Origin of the sequence: Octadecabacter sp. SW4, assembly GCF_008065155.1 — a bacterium.
Classification (GTDB): Bacteria; Pseudomonadota; Alphaproteobacteria; order Rhodobacterales; family Rhodobacteraceae; genus SW4.
Window position 1 is genome coordinate 1,479,028 of the sequence record NZ_CP042819.1, and the last position, 23,838, is coordinate 1,502,865.

Annotated in this window: 19 protein-coding genes, 1 tRNA gene and 1 pseudogene; 9 read left to right on the top strand and 12 right to left on the bottom strand. The window is 60.8% G+C overall.

Features of this window, described 5'->3' with window-relative positions:
- Positions 1–85 precede the first annotated feature (85 nt).
- From ligA to FTO60_RS17965, 3 genes are all read left to right on the top strand, one after another.
- Positions 86–2,218, top strand: a complete 2,133-nt coding sequence (gene ligA / locus FTO60_RS07325; protein WP_172623835.1) for an NAD-dependent DNA ligase LigA — start codon at positions 86–88, stop codon at positions 2,216–2,218.
- The gene (gene recG, locus FTO60_RS07330) at positions 2,215–4,305 is read left to right on the top strand and encodes an ATP-dependent DNA helicase RecG (protein WP_148055345.1); all 2,091 of its coding nucleotides are present in this window, start codon (positions 2,215–2,217) and stop codon (positions 4,303–4,305) included. Before ligA ends, recG begins: the two co-directional genes overlap by 4 nt.
- Before the next feature lie 105 nt (positions 4,306–4,410).
- Positions 4,411–4,533, top strand: coding sequence for a hypothetical protein (locus FTO60_RS17965; protein ID WP_302849709.1), 123 nt, complete (start codon positions 4,411–4,413; stop codon positions 4,531–4,533).
- Between the two features lie 198 nt (positions 4,534–4,731).
- Here the strand turns inward: FTO60_RS17965 and FTO60_RS07335 are convergent, their stop codons facing one another.
- A complete protein-coding gene (locus FTO60_RS07335; protein WP_148057086.1) occupies positions 4,732–5,151 on the bottom strand; it encodes an iron-sulfur cluster assembly scaffold protein in 420 nt (139 codons plus the stop codon).
- 79 nt (positions 5,152–5,230) lie between these two features.
- Here FTO60_RS07335 and hisI point away from each other — a divergent pair, with 79 nt between their 5' ends.
- On the top strand, positions 5,231–5,596 hold the full coding sequence (hisI, locus tag FTO60_RS07340) for a phosphoribosyl-AMP cyclohydrolase (RefSeq protein ID WP_148055346.1): 366 nt from the start codon (positions 5,231–5,233) through the stop codon (positions 5,594–5,596).
- A 30-nt stretch (positions 5,597–5,626) separates the two neighbouring features.
- On the opposite strand, the gene gluQRS is transcribed toward hisI, so the two are convergent.
- From gluQRS to trmFO, 3 genes are read right to left on the bottom strand one after another with little or no spacing between them, the layout of a single operon-like run.
- Positions 5,627–6,466 carry a tRNA glutamyl-Q(34) synthetase GluQRS gene (gene gluQRS / locus FTO60_RS07345; protein WP_148055347.1) on the bottom strand — a complete coding sequence of 280 codons (840 nt, stop codon included), beginning with the start codon at positions 6,464–6,466 and terminating at the stop codon, positions 5,627–5,629.
- A complete protein-coding gene (locus FTO60_RS07350; RefSeq protein ID WP_148055348.1) occupies positions 6,463–7,074 on the bottom strand; it encodes a class I SAM-dependent methyltransferase in 612 nt (203 codons plus the stop codon). The genes gluQRS and FTO60_RS07350 overlap by 4 nt, the downstream gene beginning before the upstream one ends.
- Positions 7,075–7,096: 22 nt before the next feature.
- Positions 7,097–8,452, bottom strand: a complete 1,356-nt coding sequence (trmFO, locus tag FTO60_RS07355; RefSeq protein WP_148055349.1) for a methylenetetrahydrofolate--tRNA-(uracil(54)-C(5))-methyltransferase (FADH(2)-oxidizing) TrmFO — start codon at positions 8,450–8,452, stop codon at positions 7,097–7,099.
- 238 nt (positions 8,453–8,690) lie between these two features.
- Here trmFO and FTO60_RS07360 point away from each other — a divergent pair, with 238 nt between their 5' ends.
- Positions 8,691–9,395: a hypothetical protein gene (locus tag FTO60_RS07360; RefSeq protein WP_148055350.1), complete on the top strand. Its 705-nt coding sequence runs from the start codon at positions 8,691–8,693 to the stop codon at positions 9,393–9,395.
- 48 nt (positions 9,396–9,443) lie between these two features.
- Here FTO60_RS07360 and gyrA read toward each other — a convergent pair whose 3' ends face one another.
- The 3 genes from gyrA to rocF form a co-directional block, all read right to left on the bottom strand.
- Complete coding sequence (gene gyrA, locus FTO60_RS07365; RefSeq protein ID WP_148055351.1) at positions 9,444–12,188, bottom strand: DNA gyrase subunit A; 2,745 nt, start codon at positions 12,186–12,188, stop codon at positions 9,444–9,446.
- Between the two features lie 168 nt (positions 12,189–12,356).
- Positions 12,357–13,400, bottom strand: coding sequence for an ornithine cyclodeaminase (locus tag FTO60_RS07370; RefSeq protein WP_148055352.1), 1,044 nt, complete (start codon positions 13,398–13,400; stop codon positions 12,357–12,359).
- Positions 13,397–14,326, bottom strand: a complete 930-nt coding sequence (gene rocF / locus FTO60_RS07375; protein ID WP_148055353.1) for an arginase — start codon at positions 14,324–14,326, stop codon at positions 13,397–13,399. Before rocF ends, FTO60_RS07370 begins: the two co-directional genes overlap by 4 nt.
- Before the next feature lie 94 nt (positions 14,327–14,420).
- On the opposite strand from rocF, the gene FTO60_RS07380 reads away from it, so the two are divergent.
- Positions 14,421–14,855, top strand: coding sequence for an Lrp/AsnC family transcriptional regulator (locus FTO60_RS07380; RefSeq protein ID WP_148055354.1), 435 nt, complete (start codon positions 14,421–14,423; stop codon positions 14,853–14,855).
- Here FTO60_RS07380 and FTO60_RS07385 read toward each other — a convergent pair.
- Positions 14,852–15,304, bottom strand: coding sequence for a disulfide bond formation protein B (locus tag FTO60_RS07385; RefSeq protein WP_148055355.1), 453 nt, complete (start codon positions 15,302–15,304; stop codon positions 14,852–14,854). The genes FTO60_RS07380 and FTO60_RS07385 overlap by 4 nt on opposite strands.
- Complete coding sequence (locus tag FTO60_RS07390) at positions 15,301–15,879, bottom strand: YqaA family protein (protein ID WP_148055356.1); 579 nt, start codon at positions 15,877–15,879, stop codon at positions 15,301–15,303. The genes FTO60_RS07385 and FTO60_RS07390 overlap by 4 nt, the downstream gene beginning before the upstream one ends.
- A 230-nt stretch (positions 15,880–16,109) precedes the next feature.
- Between FTO60_RS07390 and FTO60_RS07395 the strand changes: the two genes are divergently transcribed.
- Positions 16,110–16,195: transfer RNA gene (locus FTO60_RS07395), tRNA-Leu, on the top strand.
- A gap of 28 nt (positions 16,196–16,223) precedes the next feature.
- Here FTO60_RS07395 and FTO60_RS07400 read toward each other — a convergent pair.
- A complete protein-coding gene (locus FTO60_RS07400) occupies positions 16,224–17,261 on the bottom strand; it encodes a phosphotransferase family protein (RefSeq protein WP_148055357.1) in 1,038 nt (345 codons plus the stop codon).
- A 355-nt stretch (positions 17,262–17,616) separates the two neighbouring features.
- Between FTO60_RS07400 and FTO60_RS18025 the strand changes: the two are divergent.
- Both FTO60_RS18025 and FTO60_RS07405 read left to right on the top strand, forming a co-directional pair.
- A pseudogene (locus FTO60_RS18025) lies at positions 17,617–17,781 on the top strand (hypothetical protein); the annotation flags it as partial.
- 63 nt (positions 17,782–17,844) lie between these two features.
- A complete protein-coding gene (locus FTO60_RS07405; RefSeq protein ID WP_302849710.1) occupies positions 17,845–20,475 on the top strand; it encodes a Hint domain-containing protein in 2,631 nt (876 codons plus the stop codon).
- 291 nt (positions 20,476–20,766) lie between these two features.
- On the opposite strand, the gene FTO60_RS07410 is transcribed toward FTO60_RS07405, so the two are convergent.
- Positions 20,767–21,339, bottom strand: coding sequence for an NTP transferase domain-containing protein (locus FTO60_RS07410; protein WP_148055359.1), 573 nt, complete (start codon positions 21,337–21,339; stop codon positions 20,767–20,769).
- Positions 21,340–21,348: 9 nt separating this feature from the next.
- Positions 21,349–23,754, bottom strand: coding sequence for an FAD-dependent oxidoreductase (locus FTO60_RS07415; RefSeq protein ID WP_148055360.1), 2,406 nt, complete (start codon positions 23,752–23,754; stop codon positions 21,349–21,351).
- Between the last annotated feature and the right edge of the window lie 84 nt (positions 23,755–23,838).

Here is a 23,838-nt window from a genome sequence, read left to right on the forward strand (position 1 = left end):
CGCGCCCACCACTCACGGACTGGACGCGCTGGGGACGCACCCCTATCACTTGGGTTAGATGATAACACAAGGGTAGGGGTTTCGTTTGTCTGATACCCAGTCACATACGGTCGCGGACATCGCTGTTGCTGATCTGAACCTGGCGCAGGCGCGCGGCGAACTGGCGCGACTGGCGCAGGTGCTGGCACGGGCCAATGCCGCCTATCATACCCAGGATGCGCCCGATCTGTCAGACGCCGATTATGATACCCTCAAACAGCGCAACGCGGCAATCGAGGCGCGCTTTCCCGCGCTGAAACGCCCCGATAGCCCCAGCGAACAGATTGGCGCCGCCCCCGCCGAAGGGTTCGGCAAGGTCACCCACCGTGTCGCGATGCTCTCGCTTGGCAATGCGTTTTCGGACGAAGACGTTGTCGATTTCGATGCGGGTGTGCGCAAGTTTCTGGGGGCGCCCGGCACGCTCTCCTACACCGCTGAACCGAAAATCGACGGGCTCTCGCTGTCCCTGCGCTATGAAAACGGCGCGCTGGTCACGGCCGCCACGCGCGGCGATGGCGCGGTGGGCGAAGACGTCACGGCCAATGCGCGCATGGTTGCCGATATTCCGCAAACCCTGACGGATGCGCCCGAGATCATCGAGGTGCGCGGCGAAGTCTATATGTCCCACGCCGATTTCGCCGCCCTGAACGCGCGTCAGGCTGAAACGTCCGACAAGCAATTCGCCAATCCGCGCAACGCCGCCGCCGGATCCCTGCGCCAGCTTGACGCGACCATCACCCGCGCCCGCCCACTGCGGTTTTTCGCCTATGCCTGGGGCGATCTGTCCGCCCCCTTGGCCGATACGCAGATGGGCGCGATCCGGCGTTTGGCCGATCTGGGCTTTGTCACAAACGCGCTGACCACGCTTTGCGACGGCCCCGATGACATGATCGCCCACTACCGCCAGATCGAAACCCAGCGCGCGACCCTTGGCTATGATATTGACGGGGTGGTTTACAAGGTCAACGACCTTGGCCTGCAACGCCGGCTTGGGTTCCGCTCCACGACGCCCCGCTGGGCCGTGGCCCATAAATTTCCCGCCGAACTGGCCTGGACCAGGCTTGACTCGATCGACATTCAGGTGGGGCGCACTGGTGCCCTGTCACCCGTTGCCCGCCTGAAACCGGTTACCGTCGGCGGTGTCGTCGTATCCAACGCGACCCTCCACAACGAAGATTATATCAAGGGGCGCGGCAGCAAGGGCGAGGAAATTCGCGGCGGCAAGGATATCCGTGTCGGCGATTGGGTGCAGGTCTACCGCGCCGGTGACGTGATTCCCAAGATTGCGGATGTGGACCTGTCCAAACGCCCCGCCGGTGCGCAGCCCTATGTATTCCCGCAGGTTTGCCCGCAGTGTGGGTCAGAGGCAATCCGCGAGGAGGGCGACGCCGTGCGCCGGTGCACCGGCGGGCTGATCTGCCCGGCGCAGGCCGTGGAAAAGCTGAAACACTTTGTCAGTCGCGGCGCGTTTGACATCGAAGGGCTGGGCGCAAAACAGGTCGAACAATTCTATACCGACGGTTGGGTGCGCGAACCGGCTGATATTTTCACCCTGCGTGAAAGGTTCGGCAATGGCCTTCAACAGCTGAAAAACCGCGAGGGCTGGGGCGACAAAAGTGCCGCCAACCTGTTTGATGCGATCGACGCGCGGCGCGAGATACCCCTGCACCGGCTGATTTTCGGCCTTGGCATCCGGCATGTGGGGGAACAGGTTTCGAAACTTCTCGCGACCCATTTCGGCACCTGGGAGGCCTTTGAAACCGCGCTGACACAGGCTGACATCGGCGCGGGCGCGGCGTGGGACGACCTGATGAACATCGACGGGGTTGGCGCGGTCTTGGCACAATCGGTGATCACGACCCTGCAACAAGCGGCCGAGCGTGCAAGCATTGACCGCCTTGTCGCGCAACTGGACGTGCAAGCCGCTGCGCGCCCGACCAGCGACAGCCCGGTTGCGGGCAAGACCGTGGTTTTCACCGGTAGCCTGGAAAAAATGACCCGCGCCGAGGCCAAGGCGCGCGCAGAATCCCTTGGGGCCAAGGTCGCCGGGTCGGTGAGCGCGAAAACAGATCTGCTGGTGGCGGGGCCGGGGGCTGGATCAAAGGCGAAAAAAGCGGCCGAGCTGGGCATCGAAACCCTGGACGAAGATGGCTGGCTGACCCTGATTGGTGACGCATGACGGGGCGCCCCGAACCCCTTTGGCCGCTGTTTGGCGAACTGAAAACACTTGACGGTGTTGGCCCGAAAACGGCCCAAGCCTTTGCGCAGATGCAGATCGAAAAACCGCGTGACTTGCTCTTCACACTGCCTCATTCCGGGGTGGATCGTCGCCGCCGCGACAGTATTCGCGATGTGATTGCCCCTGCGACAGTCACCGTCGAAGTGACGGTCGGGCAACACGCCGCGCCCGCCAGCCGGGGGCGCCCCTACCGCGTGACGGTGGAAGACGCGCAGACCACGTTTCAACTGGTCTTTTTCCACGCGCACGGGGATTACGTGCGCAAATTGCTGCCAACGGGGCAACGCCGCCTGATCTCGGGCAAGGTCGAATTGTTCGATGGGGTGGCGCAGATGGTCCACCCCGATCACGTGCTGCCGGTGGAGGACGGCGCGCAAATTCCGGCCTTTGAACCGGTCTATCCGCTCACCGCCGGGATCACCCAGAAACTGATGTGGAAGGCGACACGCGCCGCGGTCGATATGGCACCGCAGCTGGAAGAATGGATTGATCCGGCGCTGAAGCAACGCGAAAACTGGCCTGATTGGCACGCCGCGCTGCGGGCCGCCCATTCCCCCGAAGACAGCGTGCATCTGGCCATGAGCGACCCCGCGCGCCACCGCCTTGCCTATGACGAACTGCTGGCGCATCAGATGACGCTGGCCCTGGCCCGCGCGACCCTGCGCCGTGGCAAGGGGCGGCCCAGTCCCGGCACGGGGTTCTTGCAGCAAAAGGTGCTGGCCGCGCTTCCTTACAAACCAACCGATGCGCAGACCCGTGCAGTGGCGGAAATCGGTGCCGATATGGCCGCAAAGCAACGGATGAATCGGTTGTTGCAGGGCGATGTCGGCTCGGGCAAGACGCTGGTGGCCTTGATGGCGCTGTTGGCGGCCACTGAATCGGGCGGGCAGGGCGTGATGATGGCCCCGACAGAAATTCTTGCACGTCAACATCTTGAGGGGTTGCGCCCCTTGGCCGAACAGGCGGGCGTCGTGCTGGAAATCCTCACCGGACGCGACAAGGGGGCGGAACGCGGCGCGAAACTGGCCGCACTCGCCAGCGGTGATATTCATATCCTTGTGGGCACCCATGCGGTGTTTCAAAAGGATGTGCATTTCCACGATCTGCGCCTTGCGGTCATTGATGAACAGCACCGCTTTGGCGTGTCGCAGCGGATGGAACTGGGATCAAAGGGCGCGCTGGCCGATGTGCTGGTGATGACTGCCACGCCGATCCCGCGTTCGCTGTCGCTGGCGCAATATGGCGATATGGATGTGTCGGTGCTCGATGAAAAACCGCCCGGACGCACGCCGGTGACGACTGCGCTGGTCAGCACCGCCAAGATGGATGCGGTTGTAGACCGGTTGCGCGCCGCCGTGGCCGAGGGGCGGCAATGTTACTGGGTCTGCCCGCTGGTCGAGGAAAGCGAGATCAGCGATATGACGGCCGCGACCGAACGGTTCAAACGGTTGCGTGCGGCATTGGGGGAAGATGTTGTCGGGCTGGTGCACGGCCAGATGCCCCCCACCGAAAAGGATGCCGCGATGGCGCGGTTCGTGGCCGGTGACACCAAGGTGCTGGTCGCCACCACCGTGATCGAAGTGGGCGTGAACGTCCCCAATGCCAGCATCATGGTGATCGAGAGGGCTGAAAAATTCGGACTGGCGCAATTGCACCAGCTACGTGGCCGTGTCGGGCGCGGCGCGGCGCAATCGACCTGCCTGCTGATGTATCAGCACCCCCTCAGCGAGGGCGGCAAGCGGCGCCTTGAGATCTTGCGCGAGACCGAAGACGGCTTTCGGATTTCTGAGGAAGATCTGGCGATGCGCGGGGCAGGGGATGTGATCGGCACCGCACAATCGGGCCTGCCGCGCTTTCGGATCGCCGATCTGGAGCGTCAGGCGGCGCTGATGGAACTGGCGCAATCGGATGCGCGCAAATTGCTGCATGATGACCCGACGCTGGACACACCCCGGGGCAAGGCGGCGCGGGTGCTGCTGTGGCTGATGGAACAGGACAAAGCTATTCGTTTGATATCAGTGGGTTAGCGCAAGGCGGCGCATTTTGTTCTCAAATGTTCTCAAAAAGTTCTTGCGTAATGGTTAATGGTATGAGAACAAAGGAGCAACAAAGCAAACGCAGGAGCTACCACAATGGCGAAAGAGATCAAAAACGTGATCGCGCGGTCGCAAGACACGCTCATTTCCGACGCAATCGGTGCCCTGTCTTTGGTTGTTATTCTGTTTGTCGGACTGTCCCTGCCTGGATTGGTCTGACCTGCCTGCGATCCGCGCCGATGCCCATCCATATCGATCTGTCCCAACATAAGATATGACCGACACTGCCTGTCCTGTAAGAGATTGCCTCCTCTGAAAGGGGTTATCGGGTCCCACACGGAAACGCTTTGACTGCCGCCGCCATCCCTGTGATGTGCGGCGGTTTTTTCTTTGGCACAAGGGGATGTCAGGTGATGTTCATGTAGCGGCCCTGAGGGCCTCGAGCGTTGCATCAAAGGCCAGCAGGATTGACGCATGGCGGTTCTTGTAATCCGCCGCCGGTTGCAGCACCTCGAGCCCGGCAAAGGGCGCGGCAGGCACCGGCCCGCCCGATTTCAACATCGCTGCCAGTTCATCGCGGCCCTTTTGCACCGTGGCTTCGTCCAGCCCGATGATTTCTGCGCCGATCACCGCTGCTGCCGCCTGACCCAGGGCGCAGGCTTTGACGTCCTGACCAAAGCGGCTGATCTTTCCGCCCTCAAGGTCGATATCCACCGTCACCGTCGATCCGCAAAGGGGCGCACGTTTCTTTGCGCTGCCCATCGGGTCTGCCAACCGGGTGGTATGCGGCATGTCGGTCGCCAGTGCCAGAATGCGCGCGGAATAGAGTTTGATCATGTCTTGGTCGGCCACGGGGTTTGCCCTTTCGTATCTTGGCACCTAGATAGGGCCGAGAACCGCAAAAGGAAATCCCGCCATGTCGTTTGACCCCGCCACGCTGATCTATAATGACGCCGGATTGATCCCCTGCATTGCCCAGGCCGAAAGCGGCGAGGTGCTGATGATGGCATGGATGAATGCCGCCGCGGTGGCGCAGACCCTTGCGACGCGGCGGGTGACCTATTGGTCGCGCTCGCGCGCGGCGTTTTGGATCAAGGGCGCAACATCGGGCCACACACAGGAGCTGATTGACCTGCGGGTCGATTGTGACCGCGACTGCTTGCTGGCGGTGGTGCGGCAGGTGGGGCCAGCCTGTCACACACACCGGCGATCCTGTTTCTTTACGTCCGTGGTCGGGGGCGAAACCGAACTGATGGCGCCGATGGTGGATGGCGCGGATTGAGTTGTATTTGCCAAGATGAAGTGCGGAGCGTCACAGTCCGACCATCTGGCGGATGTCCTTGGGGCTGCGCCCATCGGCGCGGTATTTTGACAGGGCGCGCGCATCGTCGCGCTTAGCAAGGCGGCGCCCCTGATCATCGCGGATCAGCCGGTGGTGGTGATAAAGTGGTGTGGGCAGGCCCAGCAGTTTTTGCAGGATGACGTGAATTTTTGTCGCCGCGAACAGGTCCTCGCCGCGCACCACATGGGTGATGCCCTGGGCTGCGTCATCAAGCACGACCGCAAGGTGGTAGGAGGTGCCCATATCGCGCCGCGCAAGGACGATATCGCCGATCGTTGCGATCGCGTCCTGTTCAGTAAACGTGATTTGCCCGCTGGCCGGGCCGGTTTCGGTGAACGCCAGGTTTGGCTGGCCAAGCGCCGCCAAGGCCCGCCCCATGTCAAGCCGCAGGACGGCTTCGGGGAGCGCGCCTGCGGGTGGCGTTCTGGGGCGACAGGTGCCGGGATAGATCAGCCCGTCGGGGCCAAAGGCCGCGGCCCCTTCCTGTGGTGCATTCGTGGCGTCCTGAATATCGCGGCGCGTGCAGCTGCAGGGGTAGATCAAGCCCTGCGCCCAAAGCTGTGCAAGGGCGTCGCGATAGGCGGGCAGGCGGTCTGATTGGCGCATCACCGGGCTGGGCCATCGCAGCCCCAGCCAGTGCAGATCGTCAAAGATCTGCGCCTCCCAGGCAGGCCTTGCACGGGTCTGGTCGATGTCCTCGATCCGCAGCAGGAAAGTGCCGCCCTTGGCCATGTCATGGGCCAGAAGCGCCGAATAGGCATGCCCCAGGTGCAGCGGCCCCGTGGGTGACGGCGCGAAACGGGTGATCATGAACGGCGCAGCACGATGACGTCCGATCCCATCTCCATCGCGGTGAGATGCGGGCCGTGGCTGCGCGAGACGAGCGCAAGCTGGCCTGCGGCAAGGCGCGCATCAACCACGGCATCAAAGCTGCCATCGGCAAGGGTGGGATCGTTAAACGACAATGCGATCAACGCGTTAGGCGCCGTTGCCGCGATCAGAAGATCAAGCGTTTCAGGCGGTGCCGCGCCAAGGCTGATCACGCCGGTGGCAATGATCGCGCCGTATTGGCCGGGCGCGGCGGGCACCGCACCCGGCTCGCTTATCCAGAGCTTGCGATAGATATCCTTGGTCTGTGCGATTTCGACCATCTTGTCGGTGATATCGGTGCCGTCGATCACGTGATATCCCGCGCGGATTAGTGCCGCGCCGGACATCCCCGTGCCGCAACCAAAATCAAGGATCGGGGTATCAAGGGGCAGGTGTGGCACCAACGCCTGCGCAATGCGTGTCGGCGTCTCATAGCCGCGCGCGCCCACATCGGCGTCATAATCCTTGGCCCAGTCGCGATAAACTGTGACTGTCTCGGCAACGGGGCGGGGCGTCCACAACTGGGGTTTCATCGGTGTCTTGGCCATATCGCAAGGCTAGCGCGCCCGATCAGGTGTCGTCCAGTGCGGTGTGGGTCAGCCAGGCCTGCCAGTCGGATTTCGCGCGCTCGGTATAGGCCTTGTAGCGGTCCTTGCGCCCGCGACGGCCCGATTTGAGACCCGCGACGGGCGGGAACAGCCCGAAGTTGACGTTCATCGGCTGGAACGTCTTGGCGTCGGCACCGCCGGTGATATGCGTGACCAGCGCCCCGGTGGCCGTGGTCGCGGGAACCGGCGGTAGGGTCTGGCCGCGCAGGTCCGCCACGGCCAGCCGCCCCGCAAGCAGGCCCATCGCGGCGGATTCAACATAGCCTTCAACGCCCGTGATCTGTCCGGCAAAGCGGATATTGGGGCGCGACTTCAGGCGCATCTGATCATCCAGCAAGCTGGGCGAATTGAGGAATGTGTTGCGATGAATCCCGCCAAGGCGCGCGAAATTCGCGTTTTCAAGGCCGGGAATGCGTTTGAAAACATCCGTTTGCGCGCCATACTTCATCTTGGTCTGAAAGCCGACGATATTGTAAAGCGTGCCCAATGCGTTATCACGGCGCAGTTGCACCACGGCATAGGGCTTGCTCAAAGGGTCATGAGCGTTGGTCAGGCCGACAGGTTTCATCGGGCCGAAACGCAGGGTCTCGCGGCCCCGCTCGGCCATCACCTCGATCGGCAGGCACCCGTCGAAGTAACCGGCGGTCTCGCCCTCTTTGAATGCGGTTTTTTCGGCGGCGAGGAGCGCGTCGATGAACCCCTCGTAGTCGGCCTTGGTCATCGGACAGTTGAGGTAGGCCGTGCGCTCTTCCTCGGTTTCGCCCTTGTCGTAGCGGCTTTGCATCCACGCTACGTCCATGTTGATGCTGTCGTTGTAGATGATCGGCGCGATGGCGTCGAAAAAGGCGAGCGCCTCGGCCCCGGTTTCGGCGGCAATCGCCTTGGCCAGTTTGCCCGATGTCAACGGGCCAGTGGCGATGATCCATTGGCCATCATCTGGAAGCGTATCGATTTCCTCGAATGATACCGATATGTTAGGGTGTGACGTTAATGTGGCTGTGACGCTTTCGGCAAAGGGGTCGCGATCCACTGCCAAGGCCCCGCCAGCAGGCAATTTGTGCTGATCGGCCGTGGCCATGATGATACCACCGCCCGCACGCATTTCCCAGTGCAGCAAGCCGACAGCGTTTTGTTCATCGTCATCCGAGCGGAACGAATTGGAACAGACCATTTCCGCCAGATTGCCCGTGCGATGGGCAAAGGTTTCGACCTTGGGGCGCATTTCGTGGATCACGACCTGCACACCTGCGTTTGCCGCCTGCCAGGCCGCCTCTGATCCGGCCATGCCGCCGCCGATGATATGCAGTGTGTTGTTCATAGGGCGGATGTAGAGCGCGGATGCGCAAATGAAAAGGCCCGCCGGTTTTCGGTCGATCAGGTGGCGCGCTTGTATCCGTTGATCGCCTTGCAAAGGCCGGTGCTGTGGCACGCAGACACTGGCTTTGATCAAAGCCTGGCAGACGGGTTGTCCGGGGGGAATGTGCACGGTTACCCTAGGTCATCTGATTGCGAAATTTAAAGTTATGAACTCAAGAATTATCCAGAAGGGGTTACCTATGTTGAAATCAACCAGCATCGCACTTGTGTTTGCGGCGACGGGCGCGGTTGCACAGGGCTTCGAAGGCGCGCAGGTCGAACTGATTTATCACGACTTTGAAGCAAACTATACCGCCACCCGCCTTGAGGGCGGATTGAACTATGGCATCACCGACCGTATCGGTGTTCAGCTTGATCTTGGTGTATTCAGTTATGACAACAACCCGCTGACCGATACCTCGACTTACGGACTGCACATTTATTACGATGTGACAGACGCCGTTGCCGTTGGTGCATTCTACACCACGACCGAATTTGGTGGTGGCTCGTCCGAAGAATATGTCGGTCTGGAAGCGGCCTATGGAAACGGGCCGCTCTACCTGCAAGGCTATGCGGCCCAGGTCCTTTACGAGGGGAGTGACAGCGGGAATACCGCGGCCGGCCTTGGTTTTGAATATGATCTGCAGACAATTTCGTCGGTTGGTGACTTTGCCTTGACAGGCAACGTATCAAAATTCATGCGCTCGGGCGGGACTGATGACACTATCGCGGAACTTGGCGTGCGCTATTCAATGGCAAACGGTTTCTACGCGGGGCTTGAAGTGGGGCGTGTGACAGAGTCGGGCAGTTCCGCCGATCAAATGGCGTTCACGCTGGGATATGAATTCGGTAACGGCACACGATTCGATCAGCGCAGCTACCAGTCGATCTGGAACGCCTACTAGACGACAGAACAATCGTCAGGGATCGCAGTCACTTGCGAACCCTGACGTCTATTCGGCTTCTGCGCCTTCATCCGCGTCGCCCTGTTCGGCGATCCAGGCAACGCTAACCACTTCTTCGCCCTTGCCGGTGTCGAACACCTTGACGCCACCGGCGCTGCGCGAGCGAAAGCTGATCCCTTCGACCGGTACGCGGATCGACTGACCCTTCGAGGTCGCCAGCATGATCTGGTCGTCCAGATCGACGGGGAAGGAGGCGACCAGCGCGCCGCCGCGCATCGCCTTGTCCATCGCCATGACCCCCATGCCGCCACGCCCGCGCAGGGGATAGTCGTGGCTGCTGGACAGCTTGCCCGCGCCGCCCGCGGTAATCGTCAGGATCAGGTTTTCGGATGCTGACATTTCGGCGTAGCGTTCGGGGGAAATCGCGCCTGCGGGGGCGTCCTCTTCGTCTTCGTTTTCGGCATCATCGGCCAGGCCCGCCATCGCGCGGCGCATCTTGAGATAGGCGGCGCGTTCGGCTGGATCGGCCTCGAAGTGGCGAATGACGGACATCGACACGACCGTGTCGTCGCCGTTCAATCTGATCCCGCGCACGCCAACCGACGCGCGGCTGTTGAACACCCGCACATCGGTGGCGCGAAAGCGGATCGCGCGCCCTGAATCGGTCGTCAGCATCACGTCGTCTTCGTCGCTGCAGATACGCGCGTTGATCAGTTTGGTGTCGGCGTGATCATCCTCGAACTTCATGGCGATCTTGCCGTTTGATTTCACATTTGTGAAGTCTGACAACCGGTTACGGCGCACACTTCCAGCAGATGTGGCGAACATGATTTGCAGGTCGTCCCAGTCTTTTTCGTCGCGGTCCACCGGCATGATGGCGGCAATCGACACGCCCGTCGGAATCGGCAGGATATTCACGATCGCCTTGCCCTTGGAGGTGCGCGAACCCTGCGGCAGACGCCATGTCTTTAGCTTGTAGACCATGCCATCGGTCGTAAAGAACAATAGCTGCGTGTGGGTATTGGCCACAAACAGGGTGGTGACCACGTCTTCTTCCTTGGTGGCCATGCCGCCCACGCCCTTGCCGCCACGGCGCTGCGCGCGGAAGTCGGCCAAAGCCGTGCGTTTGATATAGCCGCCCGAGGTGACGGTGACGACCATGTCCTCGCGCTCGATCAGGTCTTCGTCTTCCATATCGCCCGACCAGTCGACGATTTCGGTGCGGCGCGGCACGGCGAACAAGTCGCGCACCTCGGCCAGTTCGGTGCGGATGATGTCCATGATCCGGTCACGGCTGGACAGGATCGCAAGGTATTCGCGGATCTTCCCGGCCAGTTCCTGCAATTCGTCCGTCACTTCCTTGACGCCGATCTGGGTCAGGCGTTGCAGGCGCAAATCCAAAATCGCGCGGGCCTGGGTTTCGGACAGATTATAACTGCCATCGTCGTTGGCCGTATGGGTCGGATCGTCAATCAGGGCAATATATTCAAGGATATCGCGGGCAGGCCAGCGGCGTGTCATCAGTTTCTCGCGCGCCTCGGCGGCGTCCGCAGATGACCGGATCGCAGCGACGATTTCATCGATATTGGTAACGGCCACGGCCAGACCGCACAGGATGTGGCTGCGTTCGCGGGCCTTGCGCAATTCAAATGCGGTGCGGCGCGCGACCACGTCTTCGCGAAAGTCGATGAACGATGTGAGGAACCGGCGCAGGGTCAGCGTTTCGGGACGCCCACCATTGAGGGCCAGCATGTTGCAGCCGAAATAGGTCTGCATCGGCGTGAAGCGGAACAACTGGTTCAGCACGACCTCGGCGGTGGCATCGCGTTTGAGTTCAACAACGACCCGCACGCCATTGCGATCGGATTCGTCCTGCACATGCGCGATGCCTTCGATCCGCTTTTCGCGCGCGGCCTCGGCGATCTTTTCGATCATCGCGGCCTTGTTCACCTGATAGGGGATTTCGTCGATCACAATCGCCCAGCGATCCTTGCGCAATTCCTCGATGTGGGTTTTGGAGCGGATAATCACGCTGCCGCGCCCCTCAAGATAGGCTTTGCGCGCGCCAGAGCGGCCCAGCATGATGCCGCCAGTGGGGAAATCCGGCCCCGGGACATAGTCGATCAGTTCTTCACTGCTCAGGTCCGGCTTGTCGATCAGGGCCAGCGTGGCATCGACAACTTCGCCCAGATTATGGGGCGGAATATTGGTCGCCATCCCGACGGCGATCCCACCTGCGCCATTGACCAGCATATTGGGGAAACGGGCTGGCAGAACCGTGGGTTCCTTTTGTTTCCCGTCATAATTGTCTTGGAAATCAACGGTGTCCTTGTCGATATCCGCCAGAAGATAGGCGGCGGGCTTGTCCATCCGCACTTCGGTATAGCGCATCGCGGCGGCGTTATCGCCATCCATCGAGCCAAAGTTGCCTTGCCCGTCCAGCAGCGGCAGCGACATGGAGAAATCCTGCGCCATCCGCACCAGCGCGTCATAGATCGCGCTATCGCCGTGCGGGTGGTATTGACCCATCACATCGCCCACCGGGCGGGCCGATTTGCGATAGGGTTTGTCGTGGCTGTTATTGGTCTCGCTCATGGCGAAAAGGATGCGGCGATGCACCGGTTTCAACCCGTCGCGCAGGTCGGGAATCGCGCGGCTGACGATCACCGACATGGCATAGTCCAGATAGGAGGTCTTCATCTCGTCGGTGATCGAGATCGAAGGGCCATCATAGACGTAGCGCGCAGGCGTGTTTTCGTCAGGGTTTTCAGGTGTTTCCGGGGTATCGTTCACGTATCTCGCCTGTCTGGTCTTGAACCGCTATATTTTGTTAACAGCGGTATATCAGACGCAAGTGCTGGGGTGCAATGGGCGAAGGCCTGTTTGTGTGGCGGGCGGGCGCGGGGGCGCTGCCCCCGTCCTTGCGGACTCCCCCGGAGTTATTTTGAACAGAAGAAAGGGTTAGCCTGCGCGCAACAGCATGCCGAACAGATCGCGCGGATCGTCCGGATCGGCGAGCATGTCGAGGTCGCTGTAAAATGCCGTGCCTTTGATCTTGTCGCGCACGTAGCGCAAGGCGCTGAAGTCTTCCACGGCAAAGCCGACACTGTCGAACAGCGTGATCTGGCGCGCGTCTGTGCGCCCCTTGGCCGCGCCCGTCATGACCTGCCACAGTTCGGTAACGGGGTGATCGGGGTCAAGTTGCTGGATTTCGCCCTCGATCCGGGTCTGTTCGGGAAATTCGACGAAAATATCGGACCGCAGCAGGATATCGCGGTGCAGCTCTGTCTTGCCCGGACAATCGCCGCCAATGGCGTTGATGTGCACGCCGCTGCCAACCATGTTGTCGGTCAGGATCGTTGCATATTGTTTGTCGGCGGTGCAGGTCGTGATGATCTGCGCGCCCATGATGGCCTCTTCGGGGGTGGTGCATTTCACCACCGTGAGGCCCGAGCCCGCCAGATTGCGGGCGCATTTTTCGCGCGCCGCCGCGTCGATATCAAAAAGGCGCACCGTGTCGACCCCGCAGATGGCTTGAAACGCCATGCATTGAAATTCACTTTGCGCGCCATTGCCGATCATCGCCATTGTTGTCGCGCCCTTGGGGGCAAGATAGCGCCCGACCAGGGCCGAGGCGGCGGCGGTGCGCAGCCCGGTCAGCAGCGTCATTTCCGACAGCAGCACCGGATAGCCATTGCCGACATTGGCCAAAAGCCCAAAGGCCGTCACGGTTTGCAGGCCCTCCTTGGTGTTCTTGGGGTGGCCGTTGACGTATTTGAAGCCATAAACCTCCCCGTCCGAGGTGGGCATCAGTTCGATCACCCCTTCGGCCGAGTGGGAGGCCACGCGCGGGGTTTTGTCGAACAATTCCCAGCGTTTGAAATCGGCCTCGATATAAGCGGCCAGATCGCGCAGCATCTGCTGGATACCGATGGAATGCACCAGTTGCATCATGTGATCGACCGACACGAACGGAACAAGGGCAAGTTTGGAAGGGGTTGTCATGTAAAGCTCCGCGTGGGCCGGTCAAAGATACGCCGCCCCAGCAGGGAGGCGGTGAGATCGACCATGAGGGACGCCGTGCGCCCGCGATCATCAAGAAAGGGGTTGAGTTCGACCAGATCGAGCGAGGTCACAAGTGCGCTGTCATGCAACAGTTCCATCACCAGATGGGCCTCGCGCATCGTGGCCCCGCCCGGCACGGTTGTGCCGACGGCAGGCGCGATGGATGGGTCAAGAAAATCCACATCGAGCGAGACATGCAGCAGGCCGTTCGCCGCCGCGACCCTGGCAAGGAAATCGGCCAGCGGTGCCTTGATCCCGCCCTCGTCAATGGCGCGCATGTCGACATATGTGACATCGCTGCCCTGAAGTGCCGCATGTTCGGCACTGTCGACGGACCGCAAACCGATCATGCAGATGTTCTGCGTCGGCACCACGGCGGGCAGGGGCGGGAAGGCGTCAAACCCGTCGCGCCCCGTCAGATAGCCCACGGGCGTGCCGTGCAGATTTCCGCTGTCGGTGCTGTCGGGCGTGTGAAAATCGGAATGCGCATCAAGCCAAAGCACAAACAGCGGCCGGTTCTGGTCTGCCGCATGCGCCGCCATCCCCGCGACCGAGCCAAGCGAGAGCGCGTGATCGCCACCCAGAAAGATCGGCATTCCCTCCTTGGCCGCGTTGCGCGCAGCGGCTGACAGGGTTCTTGTCCAGCCGATATTTTCCGCCAGCTTGTAAACCAGCGGGTTGCGCGGGGCCGTTTCGGGCACCTTGGCGGCGGTCAGGTTGCCAAGGTCCGTGGCGGTATGGCCAAGGCCGGTGATCGCCTCGGCCAGCCCGGCGGTGCGATAGGCGTCCGGCCCCATGAGACAGCCGCGATTGCGTTTGCCACAGTCCACCGGTGCGCCGATAAGAATGCAATGTGTGTTTTCCATAAGCTGACTGTCGTCCGTTATGGTGGTGGTGTCAGGCGTCAATTTGTGCGAAATGGGTGACGAATGGCCGAACTGGATAGAAAGATGTGCCGAAATGGACGAACTTGATACGAGCCTGATTGCCGCGCTGCGCCGTGACGGGCGCGCGTCCCTGTCCGATCTGGCGGCCGATCTGGGTGTGACCCGCGCGACCGTGCGTGCGCGCATGGCGCGGTTGCTGCAAAGCGGGGAAATCGCCGGGTTCACGGTGCAGACCCGCCGCGATGTCGCGCCAAGTCCGGTGCGCGGGCTGATGATGCTGGGGATCGAGGGGCGTGGCACCGAACGGATCACCCGGTCCTTGCAGGGGATGGTTGCCGTCACGGCTGTGCATTCCACCAATGGCGCTTGGGATCTGGTGGTCGAGATCGGCACAGACACGCTTGAGGCACTTGACAAGGTGTTGTTTGACATTCGCCGGATTGACGGCGTGACGCGCAGTGAAACCAATCTGTTGCTATCGACGCGGCGCGCCGGGCGGGGGCGTTAGCGCCGCGCGGCCATGATCCAGATGGCCATGAACGCGAGCGAGAAAATCACGTTCCAGCTGGCCATCGACAGCCCCAATATCCAGAGCGACACCTGATCGCACAGCACCAGCGCCGGGCCGTCCATCGACAACAGATCCGCGCCGCTGCCCAGATCGCCGCTGCCGGTGCAGCTTGTCGGCCCTTGCCACCAGCCGCGTTCGATTCCGGTGTGGTATATCCCGATCCCGCCCGTGGCCGCCGCCGCCAATGCCCCCAGCCAGGCCCAAAGACGCCCCGAAAAACCCGCTGCCAGCACCAGCGCGCCGATCACGATTGCCGCCGCATGGGGCCAGCGTTGCCACAGGCACAGCTGACATGGGGCATAGCCGATCGCCTGAAACAGGAAGGCCCCGGCCAAAAGTGCGAACGAGCCGCCAGCGGCGATGAAAATCAGGGAATTGCGGGTCATATGTATCTCACTAATAGGAATCCGCCGATCAGTAGGACGCAGAACACGGTGAACACAAGTCCCAGCCGACGCTCGATGAAGTCGCGAATTGGTGTGCCGAACTTCCACAGCAGCGCGGCCACGACAAAGAACCGCAAGCCGCGTGCAATGATCGAAGTGATGATAAAGGTCGCCAGTGGCATTCCCGTCCAGCCCGACATGATCGTGATGACCTTGTAGGGGAAGGGCGTGATGCCCGCGACCAGCACCGCCCAAAAGCCCAGATCGTTGAAGCGGGTATTGAATTCGGCCATTGAATCGGCTTTGCCAAGGCTTTGCAGGATGGGTTGGCCGATGCTTTCAAAGGCGAATGCGCCAATCGCATAGCCCAGCATCCCGCCCAGCACCGATGCGACCAGGGCAATGCCTGCGATCAGGAACGCGCGGTTCGGGCGCGCGATGATCATCGGGATCATCAGCACATCAGGCGGGATCGGAAAGACCGAGGATTCGATAAACGCCACCGCCGCCAACGCCCAAAGCGCATGGGGGCTGTCTACCAACGACAGGGTCCAGTCGTAAAGTCGTCTGATCATGGGTTGCTCGGCCGCGAATTGTTTTTCCCCTTAGGGCATGGGCGCGCGCGCAGGTCAAGCGCGCCAGGGTGCAGGGATCGCGTAGGATATGCGTATTTTGCGGGGCAGGCGGCCCGGAAGCGTGCGCGGTGGCAGGCCGCGATCTGACCCAATGTGACGCCATTGGCGCAAGGTGGCTTGAGGGGCGTTGACGTGGCCCGCAGGCAGGGGTAAACCGCGCCCGTTGGCTGGCCGGTGTGGCGGAATGGTAGACGCAGGGGATTCAAAATCCCCCGACAGCAATGTTGTGTCGGTTCGAGTCCGACCACCGGTACCAACGATTTTCCCAGGCTACGGTTATGCTGTCAGTCCGGTGCTGTGCGTGCTTGTTCGACCATCTCGCCAATGGCCGCGTAAATGTCGACCAATGCCCGCGTCTCGGGGTATTGATCGGCGAGCAGGCCGGCCTTTCGTGCAAGACGCATCGTCAGTTCAGGGTGCACGCCGACCAGATCATCCTTGATGATGTTGCCATAGTCGAGCCATGCACCCTTGCGCAGTTCGTTATGGATCACCCGCAAACGCATGCCTGCGTGAAGGGTTGCGTTGATGCAAAAGGACTTGAGGTAGGATTCAGGGTCGTCGGGTCTGGCCTCGCGGATCAAGGCGTCAACCGCATCCAGCCGCCCATCAAGCGGCACCGCCAAGGTTTCATCACATAGCAGCCATGCCAGATCCTCGCTGCCATGGCGCAATCCGGCGTATTCAAAATCAATCCAGCCCAACACACCGTCGTCGTCCATGACGATATTGGCGGCGCGGCAGTCCCCCTTGATAAAGCGGGGCGTGGGCGCGCCGATCCAGGGCAACAGGGAGTCAGGCACGGGCACCGGCAGGTCCAGCTTGTAGCGGGTGCAGGTGCGTTCCGGGCCTGTGGCGATATGCAATAGCTCATCCTCGGACAAGAGAACAGGCGGCAACGATGCAATATCCGGGCATGCGTTTGCCGCATCCTGAAACGCCAATATCTCGCGGGCAGTGTTTTCCACAACCTGCCAGCGATCCGCTGCTGCCGTGCGCTGAATATGATGGGTCAGGCGGTTCTTGCCCAGGTCACTGATGATCGTCCACTCACCCAGCACGCCCAGGACACGCGGCACCCGTTTGGTCTGGATCGCGGCCAGAACGTCAAGCACCTGACGCTCGCGGGCTTCGCGGTAATCCTTGTCCCTTTTGATAAGTATCCACGACGGGCCGTCATGGAATGTCACGCGCAGCACGTTTCGCTGATTTCCGCCCGGCAGGGATATGGTCTTGACCGTGCGGCCGGACAGGGCGTCAAGGCGCGCGGCAAGCCGATCAGGCCCGATAGCGGCTAACGACTTGGAAAGGTTTGTGCTCATGAGGTGATTCGACGGTTTTTAGTGGCAGGATTGAAACAATTAATACCGCTTTCTTGGATTGTTCACATTTTAGGCAGCAAATGCGGCCTAAGTAAGATGGAGCGCGCGAACCTCGCTCAGAAGAGGCATTTGGTTAATACGCTGTATTTGTTGAATAAAACCATTTCCTATCGGCCGCCGCGCCTTTTTTCTGCCATTTTTTTCTCGATATTTTGTCTCAGTCTGTAGATTAATGATCCAAGCGTGCTGGGGGGCAGGCGAAGAGTCTGGGTCTGAAGTAGTCCCTTTATTCGAGCGTGGGTGCAGCGGCGAAGGTCGTCTGAACGTGTGTTCCAAATTTGAGATAGGTGAAGCAATGTCGATTTCTTCAAAAAACACTGGGTCGAAAAACACGGTCGTGACGACCGCAAGTTCAGTGAATACTGGATCCACGCACACCGGCTCCACATACACGGGTTCGACGAATACTGGGTCGACGAATACCGGTTCGACGAATACCGGGTCAAAAAATACTGGGTCGACGAATACCGGGTCAAAAAATACGGGCTCAAAAAATACCGGCTCCAAGAACACGCAAGTCGACATGCGCGACGGGACGGTTGACGGTACGAATGGCGATGATCAAATCATCCTTGGTTACACGGACGCGGACGGCGACAAGGTTGATGGTAACGACGCAATCCTTCCCGGGGATGTCGGGGATGACGACCTGATCTATGGCTATGGTGGCGACGACAATATCGTCGCAGGCAACGGCGACGACGAAGTATACGGCGGGACCGGTAACGACACCATCGTTGGCGATGGTGGCAAAACCGTCGTGCGCGAGAGTTTCGAATGGGACCAAGCGACGGAACAACAGGTCGACACCACATTCGTGCAGGACACCGGCGCGGTCGATGTGACCTTTACCCGCCTCGAGGATGTCAACGGCCACGACAGTCGGCTGGGCACAGATCAGTTGAACGTTGACGGGATCGACAGCGGCAGCGAAGCGATCGACACTGACAGTTCGCTTGAATCCGTGACCAACGGCCAGGACGGCAGCGGCAAATTCCAGTGGGTGTTCTCGGCACCGGTCACGGACGTCGATTTCAACATCAACGACATCGATGGCGACGGTGTTGTCAAGATCACCGCCTACGACGCAAACGGTAACGAGATTCCCGTCAATCTGGTGGGCGGCTACAAGCTGACCCTGCTGGACACCGATGGCGTGAATGGGGCCGATACGGCCGATAGCGATGGCGGCTATGACGACATTGATAGCTCAAAATACAACCTTCAGGTTTCGATTGCCGGACCTGTGGCCAAGATCGTGGTCGAACATACGCAGGATGGCTCGGGCAATTCCGGCATCAATATCACGGACATGTATTATGACGTCGTGACCGGCGAAGGCCTCGGCGGCGATGATACGCTGTTTGGCGATGAAGGTGACGATAGCATCATGGCCGGTGTGGGCGACGACACCGTATTCGGCGGCACCGGGAACGACATTCTGTCCGGCGACGAAGGCGATGACACTGTCTATGGCGGCACCGGCAATGACATGATCGATGGCGGCGCTGGCGACGACATCCTGTTTGGTGAAGATGGCGACGACAAACTGGAAGGCTCGGGCGGCGACGACGAGCTTTACGGCGGCGACGGCGACGATGATCTTTGGGCTGGCGCGAATGACGACATCGTTGAAGGTGGGGACGGTAACGACTCCATTGATGGCGGCGGCGGCGACGACCTGATCGACGGCGGTGACGGCAACGACACCATCAACGGCGGCAACAACGACGACAGCATCATCGGCGGTGACGGCAATGACGAGGTCGACGGTGGCTCGGGTGACGATGTGATCGACACCTCGGGTGATGACAACCCGCTGCCTGATCAGGCCTATCCCGGTGTTTACGGCGCCGACGACGATCCCAACAACGACCTTGATACCGTTTATGGCGGCAGCGGGGCCGATACGATCACCACAGGTGACGACAATGACACCGTCTTTGGCGGCACGGGCAATGATACGATCGACGTTGGCGTTGACGATGACTACGTCGAGGCCGGAACCGGCAACGACACCGTGATCGGTTCGGAAGGCAACGACGAAATCTACGGCAATGACGGCAATGACCTGATTTACGGCGGTCTTGATCCATCCTTCCCCGATGTGCTCAATATTCCTGACGATGGCTCCGGTCCGTTTGGTCCCGATCTTGTGACCGACAACAACAACGACACGTTGTTTGGCGGCGCTGGCAACGACACGATCTTTGGGGCCGATGACGACGACACGCTGTTTGGCGGCACCGGTAAGGATTATCTGGACGGTGGCGTGGATGACGACGAAATCTACGGCGGCGACGGCAACGACATCATTCGTGGTGGCCAAGGGTCCGACGAACAGTCGGGCGGCTTTGGCAACGACACCTTTATCGTCGATACAGCCGGTGACGGTGCAGGCGATGTGGTCGTCGGTGGCGAAGACCCCGATGATGGCGATGTCGATGTCCTTGATCTGACCGGATCCAACGTCGATTTCATCACCTACGTCGATGGCGACCCCGAAGCGGGCACAGTGACTTTCCTTGACGGGTCCACCATGACCTTCTCGGAAATCGAGAACGTGATCCCCTGCTTCACGCCGGGCACCACGATCGCGACCCCGAAAGGCGAGCGTCTGGTCGAAGACCTGCGCGAAGGCGACCGGATCATCACCCGTGACAACGGCATCCAGGAAATTCGCTGGGTGGGCCGCAAGGAGATGACGGGCAAGCAACTGGTTGCCAATCCGCACCTCAAGCCGATCCTGATCAAGGCTGGCGCATTGGGCAATGGTCTGCCCGAGCGTGATATGCTCGTGTCGCCAAATCACCGCATGCTGGTCGCCAACGACATGACGCAGCTTTACTTTGAAGAGCGTGAAGTGTTGGCCGCGGCCAAGCATCTGGTCGGCAGCGCGGGCATCCACGAGATCGACGTGATGGGCACCGCCTATATCCACTTCATGTTCGACCGCCACGAAGTGGTGCTCGGCAACGGTGCCTGGACCGAAAGCTTCCAGCCCGGCGATTACAGTCTCAAAGGCATTGGCAATGGTCAGCGCAACGAAATCTTTGAACTGTTCCCCGAGCTGAAGTCGAAGGACGGCCTTGAAGATTACCAATCGGCCCGCAAGGCGTTGAAAAAGCACGAAGCACGCCTCCTGGTAAAGTAATATGCAGCTCCGCCCTCATCGGGCGTAGTCAGCGGGGATCGGGAAACCGGTCCCCGCTTTTTTGTGATGGGTGCGATACCCGGTGTGAACGGGCAAGCCACGATTTAGGGCGACAGCGGCGAAGACAGCATCATCATTGACCAAACACCTGAAAGGTATGCGCGGGATAGGTGCGTCGCAACGTTCTGAGATTTGGGGCCTTTTCCCGGAATTGGATGGTCTGGGCGCAATCGCTGCCTTTGGCGCAGCGCGCAAGGTTCTCAAAAAACACGAGGCAAGGCTGCTGTCCAGCTAGCGATTTTTCAGCCAGTCCTGCCAGTCTTCGGGCGTGTCGATATCGCGGCGCGCCCGATCATCATTCAGTGGCACATCATAGGTCAATGCGGGGTAGTTACGGATGATTTCCGCGCCGCCCGCCTCGCCATACAATGCACCGAACAGATCGAACATGCTGGCATCAAACATCACCGGATGGCCAGGTTTTCCGCCTGCCGTGGTGGCGCGCCAAATGTGGTATTCGGGATGATCCGTGCTGGCCTTGATCACCGCGCGCATGTCCTCGGCGGAAACATCTGGCATATCTGCGGGCAGGATCAGCACAGAATCCGCGTGCTCGGGCAGGGCGGCAACACCGTGGCGCAGGCTGGCCGCAAACCCCTTGTCCGGCACCGGCACCAGAATACAGGGCGCGCCACTCAAGGCGCCATAGCGGGCATGCGGACGCGGTGGCAGGGTGACCAAAACCGGGGCGACCCCAGCGGCGATATCCACCATCCGGCGCAGCATCGGCTGGCCGTCGATATCAAGCAGCAATTTGTCGTGGCCCATACGCGTCGAAGCGCCAGCCGCAAGGATCAGGATCATGAGACCAGACTAGCCGCGCATCCGCGCCCCGTCAGCATCAAAGAGAGGCGTGGTGATCAGGGTCGCATCCCGCAGATCGCCCAGAATTTCGATCTGCACCTTGCGGCCCGCCACGGCTTGGGTCCGCGGGATCAGCGCCAGGGCGATGCTTTTGCCCGCGTGATGGGAATAACCGCCCGAGGTGCAGAAGCCCTGCACGGCGCCATCAATGAATACCGGTTCATAGCCGGTGACATCGGCGTCCGCCGCATCGACCTCGAATGCGGCAAGGGTGCGGGCAGGCGGGGTCGTGCGCTCGGCCTCGGCTGCCGCACGGCCGATGAAATCGACGTTCTTCTTGAAACTGATGAAGCGATCCAGCCCGGTTTCCGCCGCCGTATAATCGGGCGAAAATTCCGACAGCCACGAGCCAAAGAACCGGTCCAGCCGCAACGACATCATCGCCCGCATCCCGAAGGGGGTGATGCCCATCGGCTGCCCCGCGCCCCATAGGGTCTGCCACAACTGTCGCTGATCCATCGGATCGCAGTAAATCTCGTAGCCCAGATCGCCGGTATAGCTGACCCGCTGCACCAGCGTATTGACCTGCCCGACAACCATGTCGCGAAGGTCCAGAAAGGCCAGATCGACCGGATCACGCGTGCAGGCCGCCAAAAGGTCACGCGCACGCGGCCCCGCGATTTGAAACCCGTTCACTTTATCGCTTATATTTTCGACCCTTACGCCATCTTCTTGATGTTGGTCGAACCAGCGGTGATGGATCGCCTGCGCACCGTAACTGGCCGTCAGGCGAAAGTGATCCTCGGCGAGACAGGACACGGTGAAATCCCCCATAAGCCGCCCCTTGGGCGACAGCATCGGCGTCAGCGACAGCCGCCCGACCTTGGGGATGCGCCCGGCCATGATCCGGTCAAGCCACGCGCGGGCATTTGGACCGGTGACACTGAACTTGCCAAAGTTATGAACCTCATTAATGCCAACGGCTTGTCGGACGTTCTTTACCTCGCGGGCGGTCGCGGCAAAGGCGTTCGAGCGCCGGAATGACGGGGTTTCAAAGGTCGGCTCGTCGCCGGTTGCAAAGTAATTCACCACCTCAAGCCCGAATTGCTGCCCCCAGACCGCGCCCAGCCCCGAAAACACATCATACATCGGGGTCGTGCGATGGGGCCGCGCGGCGGGCAGTTCCTCGTTGGGATAGGACACCGAAAAGCGGCGCTGGTAGTTTTCCACGACCTTTGGGCGGGTGTAGCCGGGCGAAATCCAATCGCCATAGCGCCCGACATCCATCGCCGTGACATCGCGTTCGCATTCGCCTTGCACCATCCACTGCGCCAGCATCAGCCCGACACCGCCACCCTGCGAGAACCCCGCCATGACGCCGCAGGCCGACCAGTAATTGCGCAATCCCGGCACCGGGCCGACCAGCGGATTGCCATCGGGTGCAAAGGTAAAAGGACCATGGATCACCGATTTGATGCCCGCCCGTTCCAGCACCGGAAAGCGGTTGAAGGCAAAGGCGACCGAGTCTTCGACCTTGTCGAGGTTATCAGGCAGCAATTCGTGGCCAAAGTCCCACGGCGTGCCATCCACGGCCCAGGGGCGGCAGGGCTGCTCGTAAAACCCGATGCATAAACCGCGCCCTTCCTGGCGCAGATAACTTTCGCCAGCAGGGTCCATGACATGCGGGTGTTCCACGTCGCGTTCATAGATTTCGGGGGTTTCCTCGGTGATCAGATATTGGTGTTCCATCGGGTGGAGCGGCACATAATGCCCCGCCATCGCTGCCACTTCGCGCGCCCAAAGCCCGCCAGCGTTGATCACATGTTCGGCGTGGATCGTGCCGTTTTCCGTCACGACATCCCATGTGCCGTCAAGCCGTGGGTTGGTTTCAACGACCTTGCAATGCAGTTCAATCGTCGCGCCACCCATGCGCGCGGCCCTGGCATAGGCGTGGGTTGTTCCCGAAGGATCAAGGTGGCCATCCAGCGGGTCGTAAAGCCCGCCGATGATGCCATCAAGATTGGTGATTGGCGCGATCTTGGCAATCTCGGCAGGGCCGACGATTTCCGTCTCAAGACCCATGTAGCGGTGCTTGGCCCGTTCCGCGACCAGCATGTCAAACCGGTCCTGATTGTCCGCCAATGTCACACCGCCCACATGGTGCAGGCCGCAGGACATGCCGGTGATCGCCTCCAACTCCTTGTAAAGTTTGATGGTATAGCCCTGAAGCGCGGCCATGTTCGTATCACCGTTCAGCGTGTGGAAACCACCTGCCGCATGCCATGTGGACCCTGATGTCAGCTCGCTGCGTTCCAGCAGCATCACGTCCGACCAGCCCAGTTTCGTGAGGTGATACAAGACAGAGGCGCCAACGACGCCGCCGCCGATAACGACAGCCCGGGTGGTGGTTTTCATGTGGATACTCCGCTGCAGGTTGGGACACAGTGCAGGCCACGGCGCGCAAAACGATAGCGCATTGGCGACATCTTGTGTCGCCTT

Bases quoted from the DNA above. Each gene is read 5' to 3' on its own strand.
- recG (WP_148055345.1), top strand. From the start codon at position 2,215: ATGACGGGGCGCCCCGAACCCCTTTGGCCGCTGTTTGGCGAACTGAAA.
- FTO60_RS17965 (WP_302849709.1), top strand. From the start codon at position 4,411: ATGGCGAAAGAGATCAAAAACGTGATCGCGCGGTCGCAAGACACGCTC.
- FTO60_RS07335 (WP_148057086.1), bottom strand. From the start codon at position 5,151: ATGATCAAACTCTATTCCGCGCGCATTCTGGCACTGGCGACCGACATG.
- hisI (WP_148055346.1), top strand. From the start codon at position 5,231: ATGTCGTTTGACCCCGCCACGCTGATCTATAATGACGCCGGATTGATC.
- gluQRS (WP_148055347.1), bottom strand. From the start codon at position 6,466: ATGATCACCCGTTTCGCGCCGTCACCCACGGGGCCGCTGCACCTGGGG.
- FTO60_RS07350 (WP_148055348.1), bottom strand. From the start codon at position 7,074: ATGGCCAAGACACCGATGAAACCCCAGTTGTGGACGCCCCGCCCCGTT.
- trmFO (WP_148055349.1), bottom strand. From the start codon at position 8,452: ATGAACAACACACTGCATATCATCGGCGGCGGCATGGCCGGATCAGAG.
- FTO60_RS07360 (WP_148055350.1), top strand. From the start codon at position 8,691: ATGTTGAAATCAACCAGCATCGCACTTGTGTTTGCGGCGACGGGCGCG.
- FTO60_RS07370 (WP_148055352.1), bottom strand. From the start codon at position 13,400: ATGACAACCCCTTCCAAACTTGCCCTTGTTCCGTTCGTGTCGGTCGAT.
- rocF (WP_148055353.1), bottom strand. From the start codon at position 14,326: ATGGAAAACACACATTGCATTCTTATCGGCGCACCGGTGGACTGTGGC.
- FTO60_RS07380 (WP_148055354.1), top strand. From the start codon at position 14,421: ATGGACGAACTTGATACGAGCCTGATTGCCGCGCTGCGCCGTGACGGG.
- FTO60_RS07385 (WP_148055355.1), bottom strand. From the start codon at position 15,304: ATGACCCGCAATTCCCTGATTTTCATCGCCGCTGGCGGCTCGTTCGCA.
- FTO60_RS07390 (WP_148055356.1), bottom strand. From the start codon at position 15,879: ATGATCAGACGACTTTACGACTGGACCCTGTCGTTGGTAGACAGCCCC.
- FTO60_RS07400 (WP_148055357.1), bottom strand. From the start codon at position 17,261: ATGAGCACAAACCTTTCCAAGTCGTTAGCCGCTATCGGGCCTGATCGG.
- FTO60_RS07405 (WP_302849710.1), top strand. From the start codon at position 17,845: ATGCGCGACGGGACGGTTGACGGTACGAATGGCGATGATCAAATCATC.
- FTO60_RS07410 (WP_148055359.1), bottom strand. From the start codon at position 21,339: ATGATCCTGATCCTTGCGGCTGGCGCTTCGACGCGTATGGGCCACGAC.
- FTO60_RS07415 (WP_148055360.1), bottom strand. From the start codon at position 23,754: ATGAAAACCACCACCCGGGCTGTCGTTATCGGCGGCGGCGTCGTTGGC.